Raw genomic sequence first — 19,093 nt, forward strand, 5'->3', positions numbered from 1 at the left:
ATGCCGACATCTCAAGCCACCGTGGAAGCGAGCAAGGGCGGACTTCTCGGATGGCTCAACGAAAATATCGAGAAGCCCTTTCTGTTCGCCGGGCTTCTGGCCATCATTCTGATAATCACGTTCCAGACCTTCTACCGCTACGTCATCACCCAGTTCACCGACGGTGCCGGCTCCGCCGTCTGGACCGAGGAGCTCGCCCGGTTCATATTCATCTGGATATCCTACCTGGCGGCGTCCATCGCCATCAAGAACCGTGAAAATATTCGCGTGGACTTCGTCTACGACAGGCTGCCCGCCAAATGGCAACCTACGTTCTGGATCGTCAACGATCTCTGTTATTTGGTCCTGGGCGTTGTGGTCCTCGTCATGGGCACCGACCTCGTCCGGTTCCAGATCCGCTTCCCGCAGATCGCCCCGGCGCTCCAGATTCCATATTATCTCCCCTATTTGATCCTGCCCATCGGCTTCGGTCTGATGAGCCTCAGGCTGGTGCAGGACATCTGGAAGGAAATCAAATCGGCGGGCATCAAGTCCGGCATCTTCGCCGTTGCAATTACCGCAGCCATCTTCGCCCCGGTCCTGTTCGGCATCGACCTGGCCTCCACCACCATTCTCTTCGGCTACTTCGCCATCTTCCTGGTGGTCGGCGTGCCCATCGGCATCAGCCTCGGCCTGGCCTCGCTCGTTACCCTGGTCGGATCCGGCACCCTGCCCGTGGACTACATCGCGCAGGTCTCCTTCACCTCCATCGATTCCTTCCCCATCATGGCGATCCCGTTCTTCATCGCGGCGGGCATCTTCATGGGATCGGGCGGCCTGTCCACCAGGCTGCTGACGCTGGCCGACGAAATGCTCGGCTCACTGCCCGGCGGCATGGCCCTGGCCACCATCGCGACCTGCATGTTCTTCGCGGCCATCTCCGGCTCCGGCCCCGCAACCGTTGCCGCCATCGGCTCCCTGACCATTCCGGCCATGATCGAACGCGGCTACGACAAGTTCTTCGCCTGCGCCATCGTCGCCGCCGCAGGAGCCATCGGCGTGATGATCCCGCCCTCCAACCCGTTCGTCATCTACGGCGTCGCCTCCCAGAGCTCCATCGGCAAGCTCTTCATCGCGGGCGTCATCCCCGGCCTCCTGACGGGCCTGGTCCTGATGTCCTTCAGCTACTGGTATTCCAAAAAGAAGGGCTGGATGGGCGAAGCCAAGGAACGTTCCCCCAAGTCCATCGCCAAGGCCTTCTGGGATGCGAAACTCGCTCTGATGGTTCCGGTCATCGTCCTCGGCGGCATTTACGGCGGCCTGATGACTCCCACCGAAGCCGCGGCCGTGGCTGCCTTCTACGGTCTCTTTGTCGGCCTGTTCGTGTACAAGGGATTGAACATGAGCAACATCGTCGGCGCCTTCATGGAAGTCTGCTCGACTTCGGCGATCGTCATCATCCTCATGGCCATGGCCACCGTGTTCGGCTACGTCATGACCGTCGAGCAGGTGCCCGCCAAAATCGCGGCCTTCATCCTGGGCGTCACCGAGAACAAGATTCTCATCCTGCTGCTCATCAACGTCCTGCTGCTCATCATCGGCACCTTCATGGAGGCTCTGGCCGCCATCGTCATCCTGGTCCCGATCCTGCTGCCCATCGTCACCAAGGTCGGCGTCGATCCGGTGCACTTCGGCATCATCATGGTCGTCAACCTCGCCATCGGCTTTGCGACACCGCCCGTCGGCGTCAACCTGTTCGTGGCCTCCAGCGTCGCCAAGGTGAAACTGGCGGAGGTATCCAAGCAGATTCTCCCGATCCTCGGCCTGATGATCCTCGTCCTGCTCGCCGTGACCTACATCCCCGAACTCTCGTTGATGTTCATCGGCGACTGATCCCACCGTCCATAACAACAAAAGCCCCTGAGCAGATGATGTTCAGGGGCTTTCTTTCGCAAACAAGACCGTTCGTCCAGGCTTTCGGCAAGCGGCTTCCTGCCGAGCCGAGGAACAGGGGAAAGCGTCACCCCAAGGAAACCCCCTTCAACAGACCTTTCTCTGTTGACTAACCAGTCGTTTTATCGAGTTTTTCTTCTCTCTTAAGAATCACACGTGCCCATGACTTTTTCGAAACATCAAGTCATGCACAGATGAAATCCCAAGCAGTGAATGCGATTGACGCATTCCAATAGAAAATCCTTGAATCTGATTTTAAACCAGACCTGGTCGTTAGCATGACTTGAAAATGCTTTCCTTTATCTGAAACAATGGCGCGGCGTTGCAACTCGCTAGGTAAAGAACACAGCATCGTTTCTCGCCGCAGTTCACATCAGATGCGTCTTTTTGTGGGCTTCAATCTCGTGACGACACTGTCTAGCGTCTTGATCTTGTTGTTCGCCCCTTCGATTGGGCCTGATGAGATGGGGTGATCGTAGTAAGCGAGGATGCCGAAACGATATGTGGCAAGCGTCCTCGCCATGACCCGCAAAGGGCGTATCTCCGAGGCTTCGGCCCTGGCGATCCAGTCGTTGATGACCTTCTCTGCCGTCGCCTTGTTCGGCTGGGACCAGAGTTGTCGCAAATCCTCTTTCAGATAGTAGGCTGTCGCCAAAGGTTTGTTCAGCCGCAACGCTTCATCCAAGCGCTCCTTTTCATCGCGGCTTTCATCCAAATTTTCCGGGTTTTTCAGCAGAATCCACCGAGTCCCTTTGACCGCCTTTCTTTCAAGTGGAGAGGTGAGTTCCCGAAAGATCTGGCGGCGTATCTGTGTGATCTTTTCATTCATCAGCTTGACCACATGAAACCGGTCAAACACGATCGCCGCATTTGGCAGGTTCTCCATGACAGCGCGGATGTAGCCGGCATTCATATCCGTCGCCACAGCCGCAATCTTGGCTTTTGTCTTCTTGAGACGTCCCCAAAACGGGATCAGCGTTTCTCGGCTTCGTCCTTCGCCAACAAAGACGACAGCGCCACTTTCGAGGTCCATGACCAGCGTGAGGTACTTTTGCCCTTTGCGGACGCTGATTTCGTCGATGGCGATATACTTGATCTTTCCCAGGCTGGGTCTTGAAAAACGGCGAAACAGATAACGCTTGAAGATCGATTTGATGGTGTCCCAACCAACGCCCAGCAGGTCGGCAACATCCTGAATCGTCATCTTTTTTGCCAGGGCGAGAGCATATCGTTCAAACGCTTTCGTATACCAGCGCCTGGGCTCGGCGATCTGAATGTCGATCAAGCGAATGACGCCGCAATTGCGACATCCTACCCGTTGGACGGGAATGACCAGCCAGACGGGCTTGAAACCGATGGGCACAGTCTGAACCCATCTTTCGGCAAAGCCGTGGCGAATGATGTTTCTGGAATGGCAGCAAGGGCAACGAATCAACTCATCCTGGGGCTGCACTTTCAGGATGATGTTGCCTGCGATGAAATCCTGCCGAACGTAGTCGTAGCCTCGCAGGCCGAACGTGTGGTAGATGAAACTCGTGGACATGGCGATTACTCCCTCCGCTGGTTGGTGATGCTTCCAACGGTTGGACGCCATGTCCTTTCATTTTGTCAAAAGTACGCTTGAACCGGATGAACCCTTTTTTCTTAAGAAAATATGGTGGTGGAGGGAACGCCGACCTACCGCAAAACAGTCTCAAAGCCCGCGCTCCTCGTAACGCCTTGATAATATGCGCCGAAGTCATCTCACACAACCATTTTCCGCCAACCAGACCAGAGAAACGATTTTCTACCCTGATTTCCCGGCACCGGACGAGGGTGACGGGTTTGCAGTAAAAACGGATACCTGGCGTCGAGCCGCAACAACTTCGAATCCGGTTTTCGGACGCCGGTTCGGTTCCCATAACCGAATCGAATTGACCTACCTGCCCGGCAGTTCCGTGCCGCGACTCATGATCTCGATATAGCCCGCATAGCTGAACAGGCGGTTGCGTTTCTGGGCGGTCAACTCCTTGACGATGCCGAGCTGCTCCAGATGACCGAGCGCCTTGTTGACGGTCGTTGGGGTGATGCCGGTTTTCTCCACCAGCGAGCCTGAGGTGGCGATGGGATGCTCCATCAGCGCCCGGTGAATCTGCAGCGTGGATGCAGCCGCCCGGCCGAGACCGCTGATCTTGTCGCGGTCCTGGTTCGAAAGGTCGAGAAGTTGCTGCGCCGTTTCCACCGCCTGGGTGGCGGTGACGATCACCGCCTCGGAGAAGAAGTCGAGCCAGGCTTCCCAGTCACCTGTCATACGCACGTTGTTGAGCAGCTCGTAGTAGTACTGGCGATGTGTTTTGAAATAGAGGCTGAGGTAGAGCATCGGCTCCCGCAGCACCTTCTGCTCGCACAAAAGCAGCGCAATCAGCAGACGACCGAGACGGCCGTTACCGTCCAGAAACGGGTGGATCGTCTCGAACTGCACATGGGCCAGCGCCGCCTTGAGCAGCACCGGGGTCGGCTCCGGCTGGTCATGGAGGAAGAGCTCCAGCTTGCTCATGCACTCCAGTACCTCTTCGGCCGGAGGCGGAACGAAAGCCGCATTGCCCGGCCGGGTGCCGCCGATCCAGTTCTGGCTGCGACGAAACTCCCCCGGGGTCTGATTGCTGCCACGCCCCTTGGTCAGCAGCACACCATGAATCTCGCGGAACAGCCGCAGCGACAGTGGCAGCCCCTCCTCCAGCAGGCGCAGACCATGGTCAAGGGCCGCAACATAGTTGCTGACCTCCCGCACGTCATCCAGCGGCACGCCGGGTTCCTGATCCAGCTCGAACAGCAGCAGGTCGGACAGCGACGACTGGGTTCCCTCAATCATGGAAGAAAGCACCGCTTCCTTGCGAACATACATGTAGAGGAACAGCGAGGTGTCCGGCAGCGGGGTCGAAACGCTATCCAGCCGCCCGAGCGCGAGCAACGCCTGGTCGAACTTGCTGCGCAGCTCCGGCGTCCAGTCGATGGGTGGACGTGGCGGCAGCGGCGCGGGCACGAAGGCCTGGGCCTTCTCACCCACCGTCGATATGGTCACGTATCTGCCTTGGAGTTCTCGCTTCATCCTGCCTGCCTCGAACCTAAAATAAGATTCGTCTTTATTTTATTTTAACCGAACATCCTAAAATAAAGGGCCGGTAAGGAAAAATCAAGCGGATTTCCTGAACGGCCACTTCGATTTCCTCAGACGAGCGTTCGACGTCGCAACGCATTTGCTAAAGGGCAATTTCGTTCCGTTCGGCATAGACGACAGCCTTGGCCTGGTCGCTGTGGCCATGCCGCTCAAGGAACGCATCAAAACGGCCCTGCATGGGGCGATAGTAATTCTCAAGCCAGCAATGCACTGGCAGTACAAAGTAGGTCTCGGGGCTGTAGCTATCCCTCTCGAAGAGCCAGATTTTCGCTGAAGCGATATCGATCTCCGGGTACTCCGTCTGCCAATGGGACTGGAGCTCCGCCGCTCGTGTGGAGCAAAGCCAGGTGATCTCGGAAAAGATGAGCTTTCCACGTTCTGGATCTTTCCATCCTTGCCGTGGATGTAGAACTCGGTGCCTTGATTCTGGCTGATCTTGCGCCCGGCATCGACGGCATCCTGCTTCTCGTTTGACGAGCGGAGGGTTATGCCCTCTGCCTTCTGACCGTCAAATTCAGCAATGCTGCAGGTTACATGCCGACCCAGCGCTTCATCTGCCGCGTCTTCTCCCACAGTCCCAGGTTGGACGCCCAGGCCCTCCATTTTTCGACCTCCAAAGACGTGTAGGCGTTGAAAGAATCCAGTTCGCGCGGCCATGCATCGGGAATGGCAAATCTTCGAGCGGTCTTCTGCGCCGGCTGTGTTCCCACCTCGCGGTCCACCTCTTCCCGTGCGGCTGTCACCATAAAATGGAGGCGGTTCATCATGTTGACCTCGCTTGCCCCTGCATCCATGTCCAGTGAAAGTAGGTTCAGATGAGGAAACATCTCCCTGAGTTTGTTTTCCATGCCCCGCCCGGTGATGTGGTTGGCAATGCAGCCGAAGGGCTGGAGACAGACGATGTTGTCGATTCCTTCATTGAGCATGGCGATCATTTCAGCCGTAAGAAGCCATCCTTCGCCAAACTGATTGGCCAAACTGACTACCTCGCCGGTTATCGCCGCCAGTTTTCTTAAGTCATGAGCCTTTCTGTAAAAACGAAATCCCTGCATAATCCGCTCGATTTGGCCGACATGGTAATTTGAGTATATCTCCAGCAGCCTGTACTTGATACGATCCGCCAAAGAACGTTTAAAAAAGGCCTTTTGGTCGTAGGTCTCATTGATAAAGCGCTGGGCGAAAAAATTCTGTATAGGAGGAAGAACCACTTCCACCCCCTGGCCGGACAGCCAGTCGATGATATTTCCGTTGGAGAAGAAGTTATATTTAACGAAGATTTCTCCAACGATCCCGACTCTTGGGACAGTCTTGTCGTTGATCTCAACCCGGTTGAAGTCCGCCACGGCCCTTTTCAGAAGATTGAGAAGATAATAATAATCTGCATTCTCGATACCTGTTTCCATTTCAAAGAGATATTTTTCATGCAGGTTCTTGGATGTCCCGGGCACCTTTTCCCTGACCATTGTTGATAAATACATCCTGGCCAGGGGATCGGCGAAAATAATTCCCAAGCCCATCCGTTTTATCAGCCCCATTTTATCTATTTTAAACCACGGTTGTGCATTGATTTCCTCATTGGATATAGCGATTATCGGAACCTCATCCAGGCCGGCGGCGGCCAGTGCTTTTTTGATAAGCGACACGTAAGAGGATGCCCGGCATTGACCGCCGGTTTGGGTCATGACGACAGCGGTTTTTTCAGGATCGTACCTGCCTGATTGAAATGCCTTGATAATGTCGCCGGCTACCAGGACAGAGGGGTAGCACATATCGTTGTTGATGGTTTTAAGTCCCCATTCAACCGACTCCCTGTCCTGGGGCGGAAGGACTTCAACCCGGTGACCGAAGGGCCTGAAAGCCGACGGGACCAGCGGTGAATAGAAGGGTGAAAAATAGGGGGCGATCAGGGTTCTCTTTCCGGACTTGCCCACAACCGCCCGGCCCGTTTGCATTGTGCCGCCCCCTACGGCTCTCGTTTTGCCGTTCTTTTCCTTCACCGCTTCCAGCATGGAGCGCAGTCTGATCCTGACGGCGCCCACGTTGACGATTTCATCCATTTTGATCAAGGTATGAATCTTCCCGCCATGGCGCAGAATTTCTTTGACCTCATCGGCCGAAATCGCATCCGGCCCACAGCCGAAAGAGGTCAACTGAACCATTTGGGCATTCGCCGTGTTTGTTACCCACCTTGCCGCTGCGTACAGCCTGTTGGCATAGCTCCACTGGGTCAGGACATTGACATCTTCCAGAGCGACGGTATCTGCATTCAGGGGAAGCGCGGTTTCACTGACGACGTCCACGCCGAGTTCCGTCAATACATCCGGAACACCGTGGTTGACAAGCGGGTCTGCATGGTAGGGTCGGCCGCAGAGGACAACGGTTGTCCGTCTCTCGGCCTCCGACCTGACCAGCAGCGTTTTCGCCATGGACCTGAGTTCCGTCTTGTAATTCGATTGCGCCTTGACGCCCTTTTCAACCCCTTCCGATATCGTGCGGTAATTGATTCCAAACCGCCTGAAGAACAGATAAAGCTGATCTTTCAGCAAACCGAAATCCTTAAAGCTGACAGATGGATTGTCCAGGGGGATTTTGAATTTTTTCTCTGGATTGACAGCACTCTTCAATAGATCGGGATATCCGGTAACCACCGGGCAATTATAACTGTTTAAGGCATCTGCGTATTCTTCTTCCTCATAGACGACGGTCGGATAGAACAGCCTGTCGATGTCTTTCCCGGCAAGATCGAAAATATGCCCATGGGCAAGTTTGGCGGGGAAACAGATGTTTTCCGACATGACAGTGGAAGACCCCTTTTCATATAATTGGAAATTGGACTCGGACGAGAGAACCACCCTGAAGCCGCATGTGGTCAAAAAGGCGCACCAAAAGGGAAAGTTTTCATACATGTTCAGGCAGCGGGGGATACCGTAGGTGAAAATCGGTTCGCCTTCGGGTTCCGTGTTTCGCTCAAACAGGAGCCTTATCTGATCATCAATCAGGTTCCTTCCTTTGCGTTGAGCATCCGGATTGTTGCTGAAGCGCCGCTCGCATCGGTTCCCTGTATAAAAATGGTTTCCGTTGCTGAAAGTCAGCTTCAAAACCCTGCACTGGTTTTCACATCCCCGGCAGCGGATTTCCTTTTTTGAAAAACCACTTCCCATCACCAATTTCTCAAAAACCAGGTCGTCGGTCTCCCGTCCCGGCCGATCCGGACCTTTCAGCGCTTCTTGCTGCGGAGCAACGGCCGCCACAACATGCGCACGATGATTGGCAAGGGCTGTCAGGGCCGCACCGTAGGCTCCCATCAGCTCGGAAATATCCGGTCTCATAACCTCCTTGTTCAGAAGCACCTCCAAGGCGCGTAATACGGCTGGATTTCGAAATGTTCCGCCCTGAACTACGATTTTGTCCCCCAGGACATCGACGTCCTTCAGCTTCAGCACTTTGTACAGAGCATTTTTGATAACCGAATACGCCAAACCTGCCGAAATGTCGCCGACCGTCGCCCCTTCCCGAAGGGCCTGCTTCACTTTGGAGTTCATGAAGATGGTGCAGCGGGTTCCCAGATCAAAAGGTGATTTGCTATCGCATGCAATCTCTGCGAATTCCTGGACACTATACCCTAGCGAACGGGCAAACGTCTCAATAAAGGAACCACATCCCGATGAGCAGGCCTCATTGATCTGAATTTCAGCCACGGCGTTGTCATGAATATAGATCGCCTTCATGTCCTGCCCGCCGATATCCAGAATAAAGGATACATCCGGCTCAAAGCGCCGCGCCGCCCGGTAATGCGCCATGGTCTCAACCAGGCCGTCGTCCAACCCGAAGGCGGTTCTTATGAGACTTTCACCATAGCCGGTGGCCGCCGTTCTGGTGATCCGCGGGGCAAAGCCGGCAGAAACAAACTTTTTTCTGAATTCAGCCAGTCCCTTTTTTACCGCCTGGATGGGATCGCCGTTGTTGGGGCCGTAATAGCTCAGAACCAGTTTGCCTTTCTCATCGACAAGGACGATCTTGGTGGTGGTTGACCCCGAATCCACACCTAAAAAAAGATCTTTTCCTTTTGCCTCAGGCAGGTCAATCCTGGGAACCAAATTTCGCTCATGCCTTTTTTGCCATATTTCAAATTCGTAATTGCTTGCAAACAGGGGGGGCAGCCTTTTGGTGCCGCTGTTGGTTGCACGGCTGACACCTCTCTCGGACATGGATAAAAAATTGCTGATCCGGCCCCGACATGGTTTGCCATTGCGCACCATGGCCGCTCCCATGGCGGGAAGCAGTTCCGGATGATCCGGAAGTACCAGGTCATCCGGATGCTCAATGCCGAGCAGATTTGCAAAGGCTTTCCGCAGGATTGGATAAAATGTCAGCGGCCCGCCTCCGATCAGTATTTTTCTTTCCATCTCCCGTCCACGGGACAAGGCGGTTATCACCTGAAGGGCGACCGAATGAAATATGGAAGCCGCCACATCTTCCCTGGATACATGGCGGCTCAGCAGGGCCTGGATGTCGGTTTTGGCGAAAACGCCGCACCGCGACGCAATCGGATAAATATTCGTGGCTTTTCCGGCCAGAACGTTCAGTTCCGCTACATCAACACCCAGGAGAACCGCCATTTGATCGATAAAAGCACCGGTCCCGCCGGCGCAACTTCCGTTCATCCGGATATCGGGGCGGCCACTGCCGTCAAAGAATATTATTTTGGAGTCTTCTCCGCCGATTTCGATAAATGTCCTGGCTTCGGGGAAAAACTTTTCGATGACGTGCGCGGAGGCCACCACTTCCTGCACGAACGGCAGGCCGAAGAATTCGGCCGCACCCATCCCCGCCGATCCGGTAACCGCCAAATCAAGCTCCACGTCGCCAAGTTTCTCAAGGGCGTCATTGAAAATACGCCGTGTTGTTTCCACTGTTTTGCCCTGATGACGACAGTAGCGGAAAAATACCATGCCACCCTCTTTATCCAGGATAACCGCCTTGGCTGTAGTTGAACCGATATCGATCCCGGCAAAATAGAGACTTTCTGCATGGTTCTTCATCTTTTTTCATCTCCCGGTTCCGGATGAACGCAACGGGAGGCCGCCTCTGTGGGTTTGTCTTGTTTCTTCATGCTCAGATAGTCCCTTGCAGAGCAAAAGGTATCCACCAGAGAAACCACCAGCGATTCCATATGGCGCGGCGGTATAACAGTAAGCGGCCACATGTGTTTTTTAATAATATCCGCTTCTTTTTCGGTAAGACCGGTGATGCTGCGGGCGTTCTCAAGAGCGATAGTATGGTGCCGGAAACCGTGCAGCCTGGGTCCGTCATGCAGCCAGTCATAGTAGAAAAGATCGTGCAGCAACGCACCCCGGATAATCGCCCGGGTGTCAAGGGAAAGTCTTTTTCCCCAGCGAAAGCTCAGGCAGGCCACCTCCTCCACATGATCCAATCGGGTTTTCCCCCTGTGATGGTTATACTGCGCCAGTTTTGCAACCTCCGGCAGATCGAGAAGCGGCCTTGCCGTGTTGACGAATTCCGCCTCCATCAGAGTTTTCTCTTCCGGCGTCAGGCGGAGGAAACGCCCGGCTGCAACCGCCAGGAAATCCATCGACATGATTGAGATCGTTGCTCCGGCCACTATCCACTTGAAGACCGGTGAAAGCAGGACGAGCATGCTTTGATAGGGGGGCAAAACGGCATATTCAAAAGCGAAGGCCAGCAGTATCCAGTACAGGGAGAATTTTAGACAGATGTGCCCCCTGTAATTAAATCTTTGGTCCGAATAGTCCCACAGACGGATCTGGAAAAAGTATTGAGCAACCAATCCGGAGCCGAATTCGAGTCCGGTTGTGATTATGAAATAAGCGAAGGCCTTGGTTCCCCAATTGGATTCCTGCAGCAATGAAACCGCTGCCATAAGCATCACTGCGCCGGCACCGTAAAGGATGAGATACGGCCCCTTCAGGAGGCCGGGATTGACGAACCGCTTGTCACGCACGGAACGATAGGAGACCTCCAGCATCCATCCAAGAATGGAAAAAAAGGAGAAAGAAAAGAAGAAGTTTACAACATCGGCCGTCATTTTGCTTTACCCCGGTGAACCAGCGAATACATTAGCGGCACCAGAATCAATGTCACAAGGCCGCTGACCGACAGTCCCCCAATGACCGTGATGCCCAGTGCATTCCATATTTCAGAGCCTTCCCCTCTGGAAAGGGCTAATGGGACCATGCCGAATATGGTGGTCAAACTCGTCATGAGCACCGGCCTCAGGCGTGTTTTTCCGCCCGTGACCACCGCTTCGTTTAGCGTCATCCCACCTGCTCTCAGTTGCTTGGTATAATCCACGAGCACAATGGCGTTCTTTACAACAATGCCCATGAGCATGATTACCCCGATGAAGCTCATCAGGTTGAGCGGAGTGGCCGTGGCAACGAAGGCCCATATCACTCCGGCGAAGGCGAAAGGAACCGAAAACATGATGATGAATGGATCAACGAAATCCTCGAACTCCCCTGCCATGACCATGTAGACAAGGACTATTCCCAGAATCAAAAGGAGGGTCAGGTCGCGGAACGCTTTTCGCTGTTCCTCCACCTCCCCGCCCCATTCGATGGAAACGCCGGGAGGCAGGTCAAGAGAGGCCATCTTTTCTCGAACATCCCGTACCACATCCCCCAGAACCCTGCCCTGGACGCCCGCCTGAACCTTTGTGACGCGGGTCCTGTTTTTCCGGTCGATCTCCACGGGCCCAAAGGTTTCCCGAACAGACGCGACGTTCCGGAGCTTAATGGTCTGACCGGTCAGGGTGGTGATGGGGGTTTCCCCGATTTCACGAATCGTTTCCCGCTGGTCTTTTTTCAGTCGCAACTCGATGTCGAAGTCGTCACCCGCCTCCCGGAACTTCGTATCATCGAATCCATAGTAGTTGGTCCTCAATGCGTCGGCGACAAGCGCCACATTCAATCCCAGGGATGCCGCCTTATCCCGGTCAAGACAAATCCGCACTTCCGGCCGTGGTCTCTTTCTGCTGACAGAGACATCCACTGCGCCGGGTGTGGTTTCCACGATGCGCTGGATCTTTGCGGCGGCTTTGTCGGTCGTCTCGATATCATGGCCCAGAATATCGATGCTGATAGGCCGGCCGCCTCCCAGGAACGCCTTTTGGATGACGCTTACGGCGCTGGCGGAAAAATTCTCAACGCCCGGCAGTTTTATGACCTGCTCACGAAGCTCCGAAGCGACCTCCTTGGCATGGCGACTCCGTTCTTTTTTATCAATGAGACGCCCTCCGATGCGACCGATGCCGGTTCCCTCTTCAAAACCGAGGGCTGTTAAAAATCCTTTCTTGGTCTGACCTGCCAGGGCATAGGAGGCTTCCATTTCCGGAATGGCGTTCACCGCGTTGAGCATTTCTTCCGTGGTTCCGGCCGTGACCTCCACTCGGGTGCCCTGCGCCATCTCCAGGACCACCTCCACTTCCCCCGAATCCACTTCGGGGAAAAATTCCGTACCGACCAAAGGAATCAGTGCCAGACTGCCGATAAATACAATAACTATAAGTGAAAGCAAAATGTTACGGTGCCTTAGTCCCCATCCCAGGACGTGAGAATAACCGGCTTCGATTCCATTCAGCAAACGCTCGCTCCATACAAATACCGGATTGAGCTTTCTTTGATCCCGTGAACGGAGCAAACGGGAAGCAGCCATGGGGGTCAACGTCAATGAAATGAAAAGCGAGGCCAGAATCGTAATCAAGATCATGAACGCCAACTGACCAAAGATGATGCCGGCGATCCCTTTCACTAAGAGAAGAGGGGCGAAGACAGCTACAATGGTCAATGTTGACGCGGCTACCGCCATACCCACTTCGGATGTTCCCTCCACGGCGGCCAACTGCGGAGGCTTGCCATCGTCCACATGCCGCACGATGTTTTCAAGTACGACGATGGCATCGTCCACCACCATTCCCACAGCAATGGCAAGACTCATCATGGAAATGACGTTGATGGTATAATCCATGACGAAGAGGCCGATAAAGGCGACGATAATCGAAAAAGGAATTGCCATTGAGACGACCAGGCTGGTGCGAAACCGCCGGAGAAACAGGAAACAGACGACAATGACCAAAAGGCCTCCGACGACGGCGGCTTCGGTCAAACTATTGATCATCGCATAAATGTGATCTGAGTTATCCAGAATCCCGTGGATTTCGATATCCGCCGGCACTTCGGTCTTCAGTGTCTTGAGGCGATCTTTTATGGCTTCGATCACGTTGACGGTGTTGGTCCCGGACTGCTTCTGAATAATCAAGGCAATCGCAGGAAGCTTGCCGGAACGCGCCCACTCCTGCGGCTCCTCAAAGGCATCGGTGACCGTGGCCACGTCTCTGAGCCGCACAAGCGCGTCGCCGTTGCTTCCGATCACCGTATTTGCGATTTCCGCTGCATCCCGATAGCGCCCCGCCACTCTGATCTGGAGTTCATTCCTCCCGATCTTGACGGTGCCCACCGGAAGGTTCAGGTTTTCAGCGGCGAGAACATTTCTGATCTGCTGGACGGAAATGTGATAAGCATCTATTGCTTCGCGGTCGAAATGCACATTGATCTGTCTTTCCTGACCGCCGATATAGACGACAGCGCCCACGCCGGGCACACGCTTCAACGGATCGGCGATCTGCTTGTCCACAATTCTGTAAAGATCGGGACTGCTTTCTTCCGCCGTCACCGTCATGATGAGCACCGGCACCATGGAACTGCTGAACTTGAAGATAAAGGGGTCTTCCGCTCCATCGGCAAGGTCCGGCTTGGCAAGATCGATCTTCTCCCGGATATCGTTGACCGCAACATCCAGGTCGGTGCCCCAGTTGAATATGCAATTGACGATGGCGATGTTGTCTTTGGACTTTGACTCCAGCCGGTCGAGATTCGGTGTGGTGGAAAGCTGGTCTTCCAGGTACTTGGTCACCTCCGACTCAACATCCGTGGCGGAAGCCCCCGGATAGGGTGTGATGACACTCACGGCCGGAGGTTCAATATCCGGCAACAAGTCGAGGTTGAGCCTGAAAAAAGCCACGCAACCCAGCAATGTAATGGCAGCGAAAACCATAACGGTCGTGACCGGCCTGCGGACGGATATCTCCGGTAATTTCATTTCTGTTCCCCTTGCTTGTCGTCACCGTCAGCTTCAAAAAAGTCGACTTCCGTCTTAAGGTCCCGAAGGCATTTGCTTTGCTCGTGCGAACATATCCTGGCCCAGGCAATAACGCTGATCCAACCTGCTGCGACAAGAGAAAGGATAGCGGCGGTTTTTCCAGGAAAATGGGTTGTGATGGCCCAGATTGCCAGTGCCCCAGATGTGATTCCAACAATCAGCCAGACGAATAGATGGCAAGTGCACGGATCACGATCAGGGACCGGAGGAGAGAACCAAATCCGTTCCCCGATCTCAGTCCGTTCGAATTCTGCGTCATCAAGGTTTGTTTCAATTATCCTGTTCTTGAACTTGACAACGACAATCTTCCTTTCGGGCCGTCCACTGAATGATTCCATTCTTTTTTTCTCGATCACTTCTCCTTTGACCCTCAGAGAACGCAGACGATCAACGAGGCGTTTTTCTTGTAACTGACAAATATTAATTCCCATCTTCCGTCCTCCCCGGTAAAAAACCTCCTGGCAAATCTCTTTTGGCGGCACACTTCCATCTTTCTTTGAGCTGCACCATGGCTTCTCGGTACCCCTCGGCAATGGCCTCCTCGGCCCGATGGAATTCGAGAAAACGAACATCCCCCAGCTTCGGCCGAATCAGCAGATCGGGCGGATCGGTTGCCAATCTTGTTGCGGTGATCTGCACTTCCATAATATTGATTGCAGTCGTCAACACATCAAAGATATTTGGCACGGGGTCCCTTTGCAGCCACTGGCGCACTTGCGATAACGCGGGCGAACCGAATTCGCTGAGCCTGTTGGTCAGATCCTGCGCGATTCTCCATTCTGCGGGCTGGGGCTGAACAACCATACCTGCCACCGATGAATCAACCGGAGCGATGCCGGCGGTACTCCTTTTGTCGATAATGTCATGGTTCAAATCAACAGCGATGACGTAATCCGCTCCCATTTTCCTGACAGCGCTCACCGGCACGGGGTTGACCAGCCCTCCATCCACCAGAAAGCCGCCGTTTTTCCTGACCGGCGTGAAAATGCCCGGAACCGAGATGCTCGCGCGGATTGCCTCTATGAGGTCCCCTTTGTTCAACACGACCTCACGACCCGTGGCCAGGTCGGTGGCAACCGCGCAATAGCGGAGAGGTAATTCTTCAATGTTCATTTCTCGAACATGAGAACGAAAGAAATCGCTGATCTTCTTTCCATCAATGAGTCCCGACCTCGGAAAAGTTACATCCAGGAAGGAAACAATCTGTTTCCAGTCGAGCTGACGGGCAAAATTTTCCAGCACATCCATTTTGCCAAGGGCACATGCGGCCCCTACCAACGAACCAATGCTGGTGCCGGCGACGTACCTGATTTCTATTCCTGCCTCAGCTAGTGCCTGCAATACACCGATATGAGACCATCCCCGTGCGGAGCCGCTACCCAGAGCCAGGCCGATATTTTTCGGAAAACCTGAGCTATCGTCCGACATGTTCACCGCCGTTCTTCTTGAAAAGTTGTCCCCCAGAGTTATCCGTCCCATTCTTGTTCAAAATATCTTGCACGCTTACCTCCATGCCTGACTGTAAACGTCCCGCTCCGCTGGTGACCACTTTGTCATTCTCAACCAAGCCGCCCATCACTTCGGCAAATTGGTCATCCATGGCCCTAATTTCGACCGTTCGCTTATGGGCCTTATTTCCTTCCACCACAAAAACGTAATAGGTGCCGCTGCCGGGGAGGCGTTGCAAGGTTTCACGGGGAACGGCAAGGGACCTTCTTTTCTCTGCCGAAAGCTTCACCCTGGCATACATTCCGTCCACCAACTTCCCGGACGGATTCGGCACCTCGATTCTCATGCGGAAAGTACGCGTCTTTCGGTCCACCAATGGATTGATAACGGTTACTTTCCCTGAATACTCATGTCCCGGGAAGGCGTCTGTCGTGATCAGCGCAACAGTTCCAACGACAATCCGGCCAATGTCTGCTTCCGGCAAATCGACATCCAGGTTCAGAGATGTTTGGTCCACGATTAGCAGAAGTCGGCCGCCGGGAGCGACCGCCTGACCGATTTCCACATTTCTCTCCACGACAGCGCCGCCGATAGGCGATCGGATATCTGCATCCTTGAGATGTTCCAGCGCTGTCTCCAAGGCGGCCTTTGCCTGGTCCCTCTGTGCTCGGGCGTAGAACACCGCTTCCTTGGCGCTTTTAAAGGCCGCTTCTGATGCATCAAAGCGACTTTGCGGAATCACTTTTTCCTTCAGCAGTTCGATTGCGCGTCGGTATTCTTTCTCGGCCTGTTCAAAATGGGCTTCAGCCTGCGGAACTGCTGCTTCCGCAGCTGCTAGCGCCGCCCGGGCCTGCTTGACGCCGAGATCATAGTTTGTTCTGTCCAGTTTTATAACGACCTCACCGGCATTGACGCGCTCACCGATATCAACCAGAACCCGGCTCACCGTTCCTGCCACCTTGGGGCTTAGCGGACTCGTGTCTCGGGCTTTCAAGGTGCCGACGGCGCTGATTTCATCAGCGAATTCGTGCGGGACAACAGATGCGATTGTGACAGGCAACGCCTTGCCCGCCGCGTTCGGATCTTCATCTTTTTGCCATTGCTTCCTGGAAACTTGGACAGCCAAGAACGCAATAACAGCAGCCGCAATAGCAATGGATATATAGACTCCTCTTCGTCTCATTCGGCAGACTCCTTTTCCTTGATATCAGGCGGCTCTATCACCATTACGCCCACCGCTCGATGAAGGGCGGCAAGGGCAACGTTGTAATCAAAAAGAGCCTGTGTGTGATTCGCTTCAGCTCGACTTAAGGCCGTACGAACGTCCAGCACGTCGGTATTTGTGCCTTCTCCTGCCCGGTAGCTGGCTCTTGCCAGGCGGTAAGCCTCCCTGGCTGTCTTCAGTGCACTCTCAGCCGCATCGATATTCTTTTCTGCTTTTCCGAGGTCCAGGAAGGCTTGGCGCACTTCAAGACGAATGCGATCTGTCGTTTTATCTCGCTGGATTTTTACCTGAGCCCGTTGCGATCCCGCCTCTCTGACCTTGGCAGCGGTTTTCCCCCAATTCCAGAGGGGAAACTGCGCCCCTATTCCAACCGTCCAATGCTCTCCGCCTTCCAGATCCCGAAAATCGCCTTCCATATATTCGTAACGCCCTTCCAGGGCAATGGTAGGCAGGTATTCTCCCCTGGCCGCTTTAAGCGCCTGCTCCGCAGCTGCCATTTTGGAATCCATTGCAGACAGTTCGGGACGTTGCGAAAGGGCCAACTCGGTGAGAGACGAAAGATCCGCCCCCGGCCCGGGCGACCGCACCAAGGCTTCCGTCAAACGGACTGATTCTTCAAGGGGCATGCTCAGCAAGTTCTTAAGTGCAGAATATGCCAGGTCGACGGCGTTGTCAGCGCCATTCAGATCTTTGCGGGCATTGGCAAGTTCCGTTCGGGTGCGAAGCAGGTCAATTTCCGGATTCGCCCCTTTCTCCACCAGAATCGCCACGTCATGTTCATGCACATTGAGAAGATCGACGGCCTCCACGGCAACACCTTGAAACGCTTCGGCCAACTGTGCGGTCCGATAAGCGCGTGTAACCTGGAAAACGACTTCCTCTTCAACGGCCCTGTTCTCTTGAGCTTGAGCGTCTCGTGAATACTGGGATGCCTTGCGCGCCGCATTCAATCGCCCTCCCGTGAAAATGGGCTGCCGGATGACGAGCCCCGCCTTGTATTGATCACGATCCATGAAGGTCAATGATTGCGGTCCCATTGCAAAACTCAACTCCTCGTCCAGTCGTGTATAGGAAGCCTCCGCCCCCAAAAATGGGAGCATAGCCGATCTGGCCTGAGTTATCTTTGTATTGGCTTGAGTCAGGGCTTCCCGTGTAAGGCGGATATCGTAATTCTGTTGCAACGCTATTTTCAGGCAATCGCTTAACGAAAGGTGTATATTGCCATCCTTTTCGAGCTTGCGAAGCTCCTCAACGGGAGCAGAGGGACGATTGCCTTCTATTTCCGGCGATTTTTCGGCGATTGCATCGGAATGGCCGTGCAACGGCTCGGCGGCAGCGCTAATAGAAATACAACCCGCTGTCAGCAGCAATCCACCTCCCACCAGAAGCATAACCATGGTGCGAGCTGTTATCCTTAAGGCTTTTTTCATTCGGCCATCACCCCTTTGAGAAACATGTCACTGATCACCGGGGCATTCGCCTTGTATGAATGCCGTTCCGGATCTTCCAGCCAACAGAAGAGAAAAGCGTTGGTGATTCCCTCCAGGGCCACGGCCATATAGTAGGGGTTCAGATCGCGAAGCACGTTTTTGCGAATACCTTTTTCCAGTGTCGAAGCCAGTTGCTCTACCAGTTCGTCATAAAGCTTGCGAATGTCCTGATCGAGACCGGCCTTGATGTTGAAACTCGCACCCCGCGTTTCAGCAAAATAGAGCCGCAACGTGGCAACGTCATCGGCAAAGATCCCCGCTTTAGCGGAAATGTAGTCTTTGAGAATAGTCAGGACGTCACCTTCCCTCGAAAGGACTCCGCTCAGGGTATGATGATATTCCGCTGCCTTTTCCATCATGAGGGTCTTGTAGAGGTGCTCCTTGTTCTTGAAGAATTTGTAAAGCGTTCCGATGGCAAACTCTGCTCTTTCTGCAATCTCGTGCATGGATACGTTGTGGTATCCTTTCTTCGAGAAAAGCTCGAGTGCAGCGGCAAGCATCTGCCGACGATGTCTGCGTTTTTCTCTTTCCCGACGTGGGAGCTTCTCATCTTGCATTGCCTGACCTCCGTTTCCTTGGCAGCATAGAACATTTAAAAACGTGACGGCATGTTCATTTTATGACGTTATATTCTAACCAATA

General features: G+C 54.2%; 12 protein-coding genes and 1 pseudogene. 2 read left to right on the forward strand and 11 right to left on the reverse strand.

Annotation, left to right across the window (positions count from 1 at the left end; all coding sequences use genetic code 11):
• Together LF599_RS13305 and LF599_RS13310 are read left to right on the forward strand one after the other, a co-directional pair.
• Positions 1–1,872, forward strand: coding sequence for a TRAP transporter large permease (locus tag LF599_RS13305; RefSeq protein ID WP_279521134.1), 1,872 nt, complete (start codon positions 1–3; stop codon positions 1,870–1,872).
• Positions 1,873–2,214: 342 nt separating this feature from the next.
• A pseudogene (locus LF599_RS13310) lies at positions 2,215–2,340 on the forward strand (IS5/IS1182 family transposase); the annotation flags it as partial.
• On the opposite strand, the gene LF599_RS13315 reads toward LF599_RS13310, so the two are convergent.
• From LF599_RS13315 to LF599_RS13365, 11 genes are all read right to left on the reverse strand, one after another.
• Positions 2,306–3,475 carry an ISL3 family transposase gene (locus tag LF599_RS13315; protein ID WP_279521135.1) on the reverse strand — a complete coding sequence of 390 codons (1,170 nt, stop codon included), beginning with the start codon at positions 3,473–3,475 and terminating at the stop codon, positions 2,306–2,308. The pseudogene LF599_RS13310 and the gene LF599_RS13315 sit on opposite strands and share 35 nt — an antisense overlap.
• 375 nt (positions 3,476–3,850) lie before the next feature.
• Positions 3,851–5,020 (reverse strand): Fic family protein, encoded by a 1,170-nt coding sequence (locus tag LF599_RS13320; RefSeq protein WP_011367014.1) that lies wholly within the window; start codon positions 5,018–5,020, stop codon positions 3,851–3,853.
• 84 nt (positions 5,021–5,104) lie between these two features.
• Positions 5,105–5,692, reverse strand: coding sequence for a DUF2188 domain-containing protein (locus LF599_RS13325; protein WP_081428179.1), 588 nt, complete (start codon positions 5,690–5,692; stop codon positions 5,105–5,107).
• Positions 5,620–10,131, reverse strand: coding sequence for an acyl-CoA dehydratase activase (locus tag LF599_RS13330; protein WP_011367013.1), 4,512 nt, complete (start codon positions 10,129–10,131; stop codon positions 5,620–5,622). The genes LF599_RS13325 and LF599_RS13330 overlap by 73 nt, the downstream gene beginning before the upstream one ends.
• Positions 10,128–11,156: a putative ABC transporter permease gene (locus tag LF599_RS13335; protein ID WP_011367012.1), complete on the reverse strand. Its 1,029-nt coding sequence runs from the start codon at positions 11,154–11,156 to the stop codon at positions 10,128–10,130. Before LF599_RS13335 ends, LF599_RS13330 begins: the two co-directional genes overlap by 4 nt.
• Positions 11,153–14,227, reverse strand: coding sequence for an efflux RND transporter permease subunit (locus LF599_RS13340; RefSeq protein WP_011367011.1), 3,075 nt, complete (start codon positions 14,225–14,227; stop codon positions 11,153–11,155). Before LF599_RS13340 ends, LF599_RS13335 begins: the two co-directional genes overlap by 4 nt.
• Positions 14,224–14,718, reverse strand: coding sequence for a hypothetical protein (locus LF599_RS13345; RefSeq protein ID WP_011367010.1), 495 nt, complete (start codon positions 14,716–14,718; stop codon positions 14,224–14,226). Before LF599_RS13345 ends, LF599_RS13340 begins: the two co-directional genes overlap by 4 nt.
• Entirely contained in the window at positions 14,708–15,715 is a 1,008-nt protein-coding gene (locus tag LF599_RS13350; protein ID WP_011367009.1) for a patatin-like phospholipase family protein, read from the reverse strand. The genes LF599_RS13345 and LF599_RS13350 overlap by 11 nt, the downstream gene beginning before the upstream one ends.
• Positions 15,702–16,919: an efflux RND transporter periplasmic adaptor subunit gene (locus LF599_RS13355; protein WP_011367008.1), complete on the reverse strand. Its 1,218-nt coding sequence runs from the start codon at positions 16,917–16,919 to the stop codon at positions 15,702–15,704. The genes LF599_RS13350 and LF599_RS13355 overlap by 14 nt, the downstream gene beginning before the upstream one ends.
• Positions 16,916–18,391 carry a TolC family protein gene (locus LF599_RS13360; RefSeq protein WP_011367007.1) on the reverse strand — a complete coding sequence of 492 codons (1,476 nt, stop codon included), beginning with the start codon at positions 18,389–18,391 and terminating at the stop codon, positions 16,916–16,918. Before LF599_RS13360 ends, LF599_RS13355 begins: the two co-directional genes overlap by 4 nt.
• Complete coding sequence (locus tag LF599_RS13365) at positions 18,388–19,008, reverse strand: TetR/AcrR family transcriptional regulator (protein WP_269941981.1); 621 nt, start codon at positions 19,006–19,008, stop codon at positions 18,388–18,390. Before LF599_RS13365 ends, LF599_RS13360 begins: the two co-directional genes overlap by 4 nt.
• Positions 19,009–19,093 lie beyond the last annotated feature (85 nt).

The sequence above is a fragment of the Pseudodesulfovibrio thermohalotolerans genome (assembly GCF_021353295.2).
In the GTDB taxonomy this organism is placed as follows: domain Bacteria; phylum Desulfobacterota; class Desulfovibrionia; order Desulfovibrionales; family Desulfovibrionaceae; genus Pseudodesulfovibrio; species Pseudodesulfovibrio thermohalotolerans.

What these genes read in the sequence shown, in the direction of transcription:
- LF599_RS13360 (WP_011367007.1), bottom strand. Translation starts at nt 18,391, where the DNA reads ATGAAAAAAGCCTTAAGGATAACAGCTCGCACCATGGTTATGCTTCTG.
- LF599_RS13365 (WP_269941981.1), bottom strand. Translation starts at nt 19,008, where the DNA reads ATGCAAGATGAGAAGCTCCCACGTCGGGAAAGAGAAAAACGCAGACAT.
- LF599_RS13340 (WP_011367011.1), bottom strand. Translation starts at nt 14,227, where the DNA reads ATGAAATTACCGGAGATATCCGTCCGCAGGCCGGTCACGACCGTTATG.
- LF599_RS13355 (WP_011367008.1), bottom strand. Translation starts at nt 16,919, where the DNA reads ATGAGACGAAGAGGAGTCTATATATCCATTGCTATTGCGGCTGCTGTT.
- LF599_RS13325 (WP_081428179.1), bottom strand. Translation starts at nt 5,692, where the DNA reads ATGGAGGGCCTGGGCGTCCAACCTGGGACTGTGGGAGAAGACGCGGCA.
- LF599_RS13350 (WP_011367009.1), bottom strand. Translation starts at nt 15,715, where the DNA reads ATGTCGGACGATAGCTCAGGTTTTCCGAAAAATATCGGCCTGGCTCTG.
- LF599_RS13305 (WP_279521134.1), top strand. Translation starts at nt 1, where the DNA reads ATGCCGACATCTCAAGCCACCGTGGAAGCGAGCAAGGGCGGACTTCTC.
- LF599_RS13315 (WP_279521135.1), bottom strand. Translation starts at nt 3,475, where the DNA reads ATGTCCACGAGTTTCATCTACCACACGTTCGGCCTGCGAGGCTACGAC.
- LF599_RS13335 (WP_011367012.1), bottom strand. Translation starts at nt 11,156, where the DNA reads ATGACGGCCGATGTTGTAAACTTCTTCTTTTCTTTCTCCTTTTTTTCC.
- LF599_RS13345 (WP_011367010.1), bottom strand. Translation starts at nt 14,718, where the DNA reads ATGGGAATTAATATTTGTCAGTTACAAGAAAAACGCCTCGTTGATCGT.
- LF599_RS13330 (WP_011367013.1), bottom strand. Translation starts at nt 10,131, where the DNA reads ATGAAGAACCATGCAGAAAGTCTCTATTTTGCCGGGATCGATATCGGT.
- LF599_RS13320 (WP_011367014.1), bottom strand. Translation starts at nt 5,020, where the DNA reads ATGAAGCGAGAACTCCAAGGCAGATACGTGACCATATCGACGGTGGGT.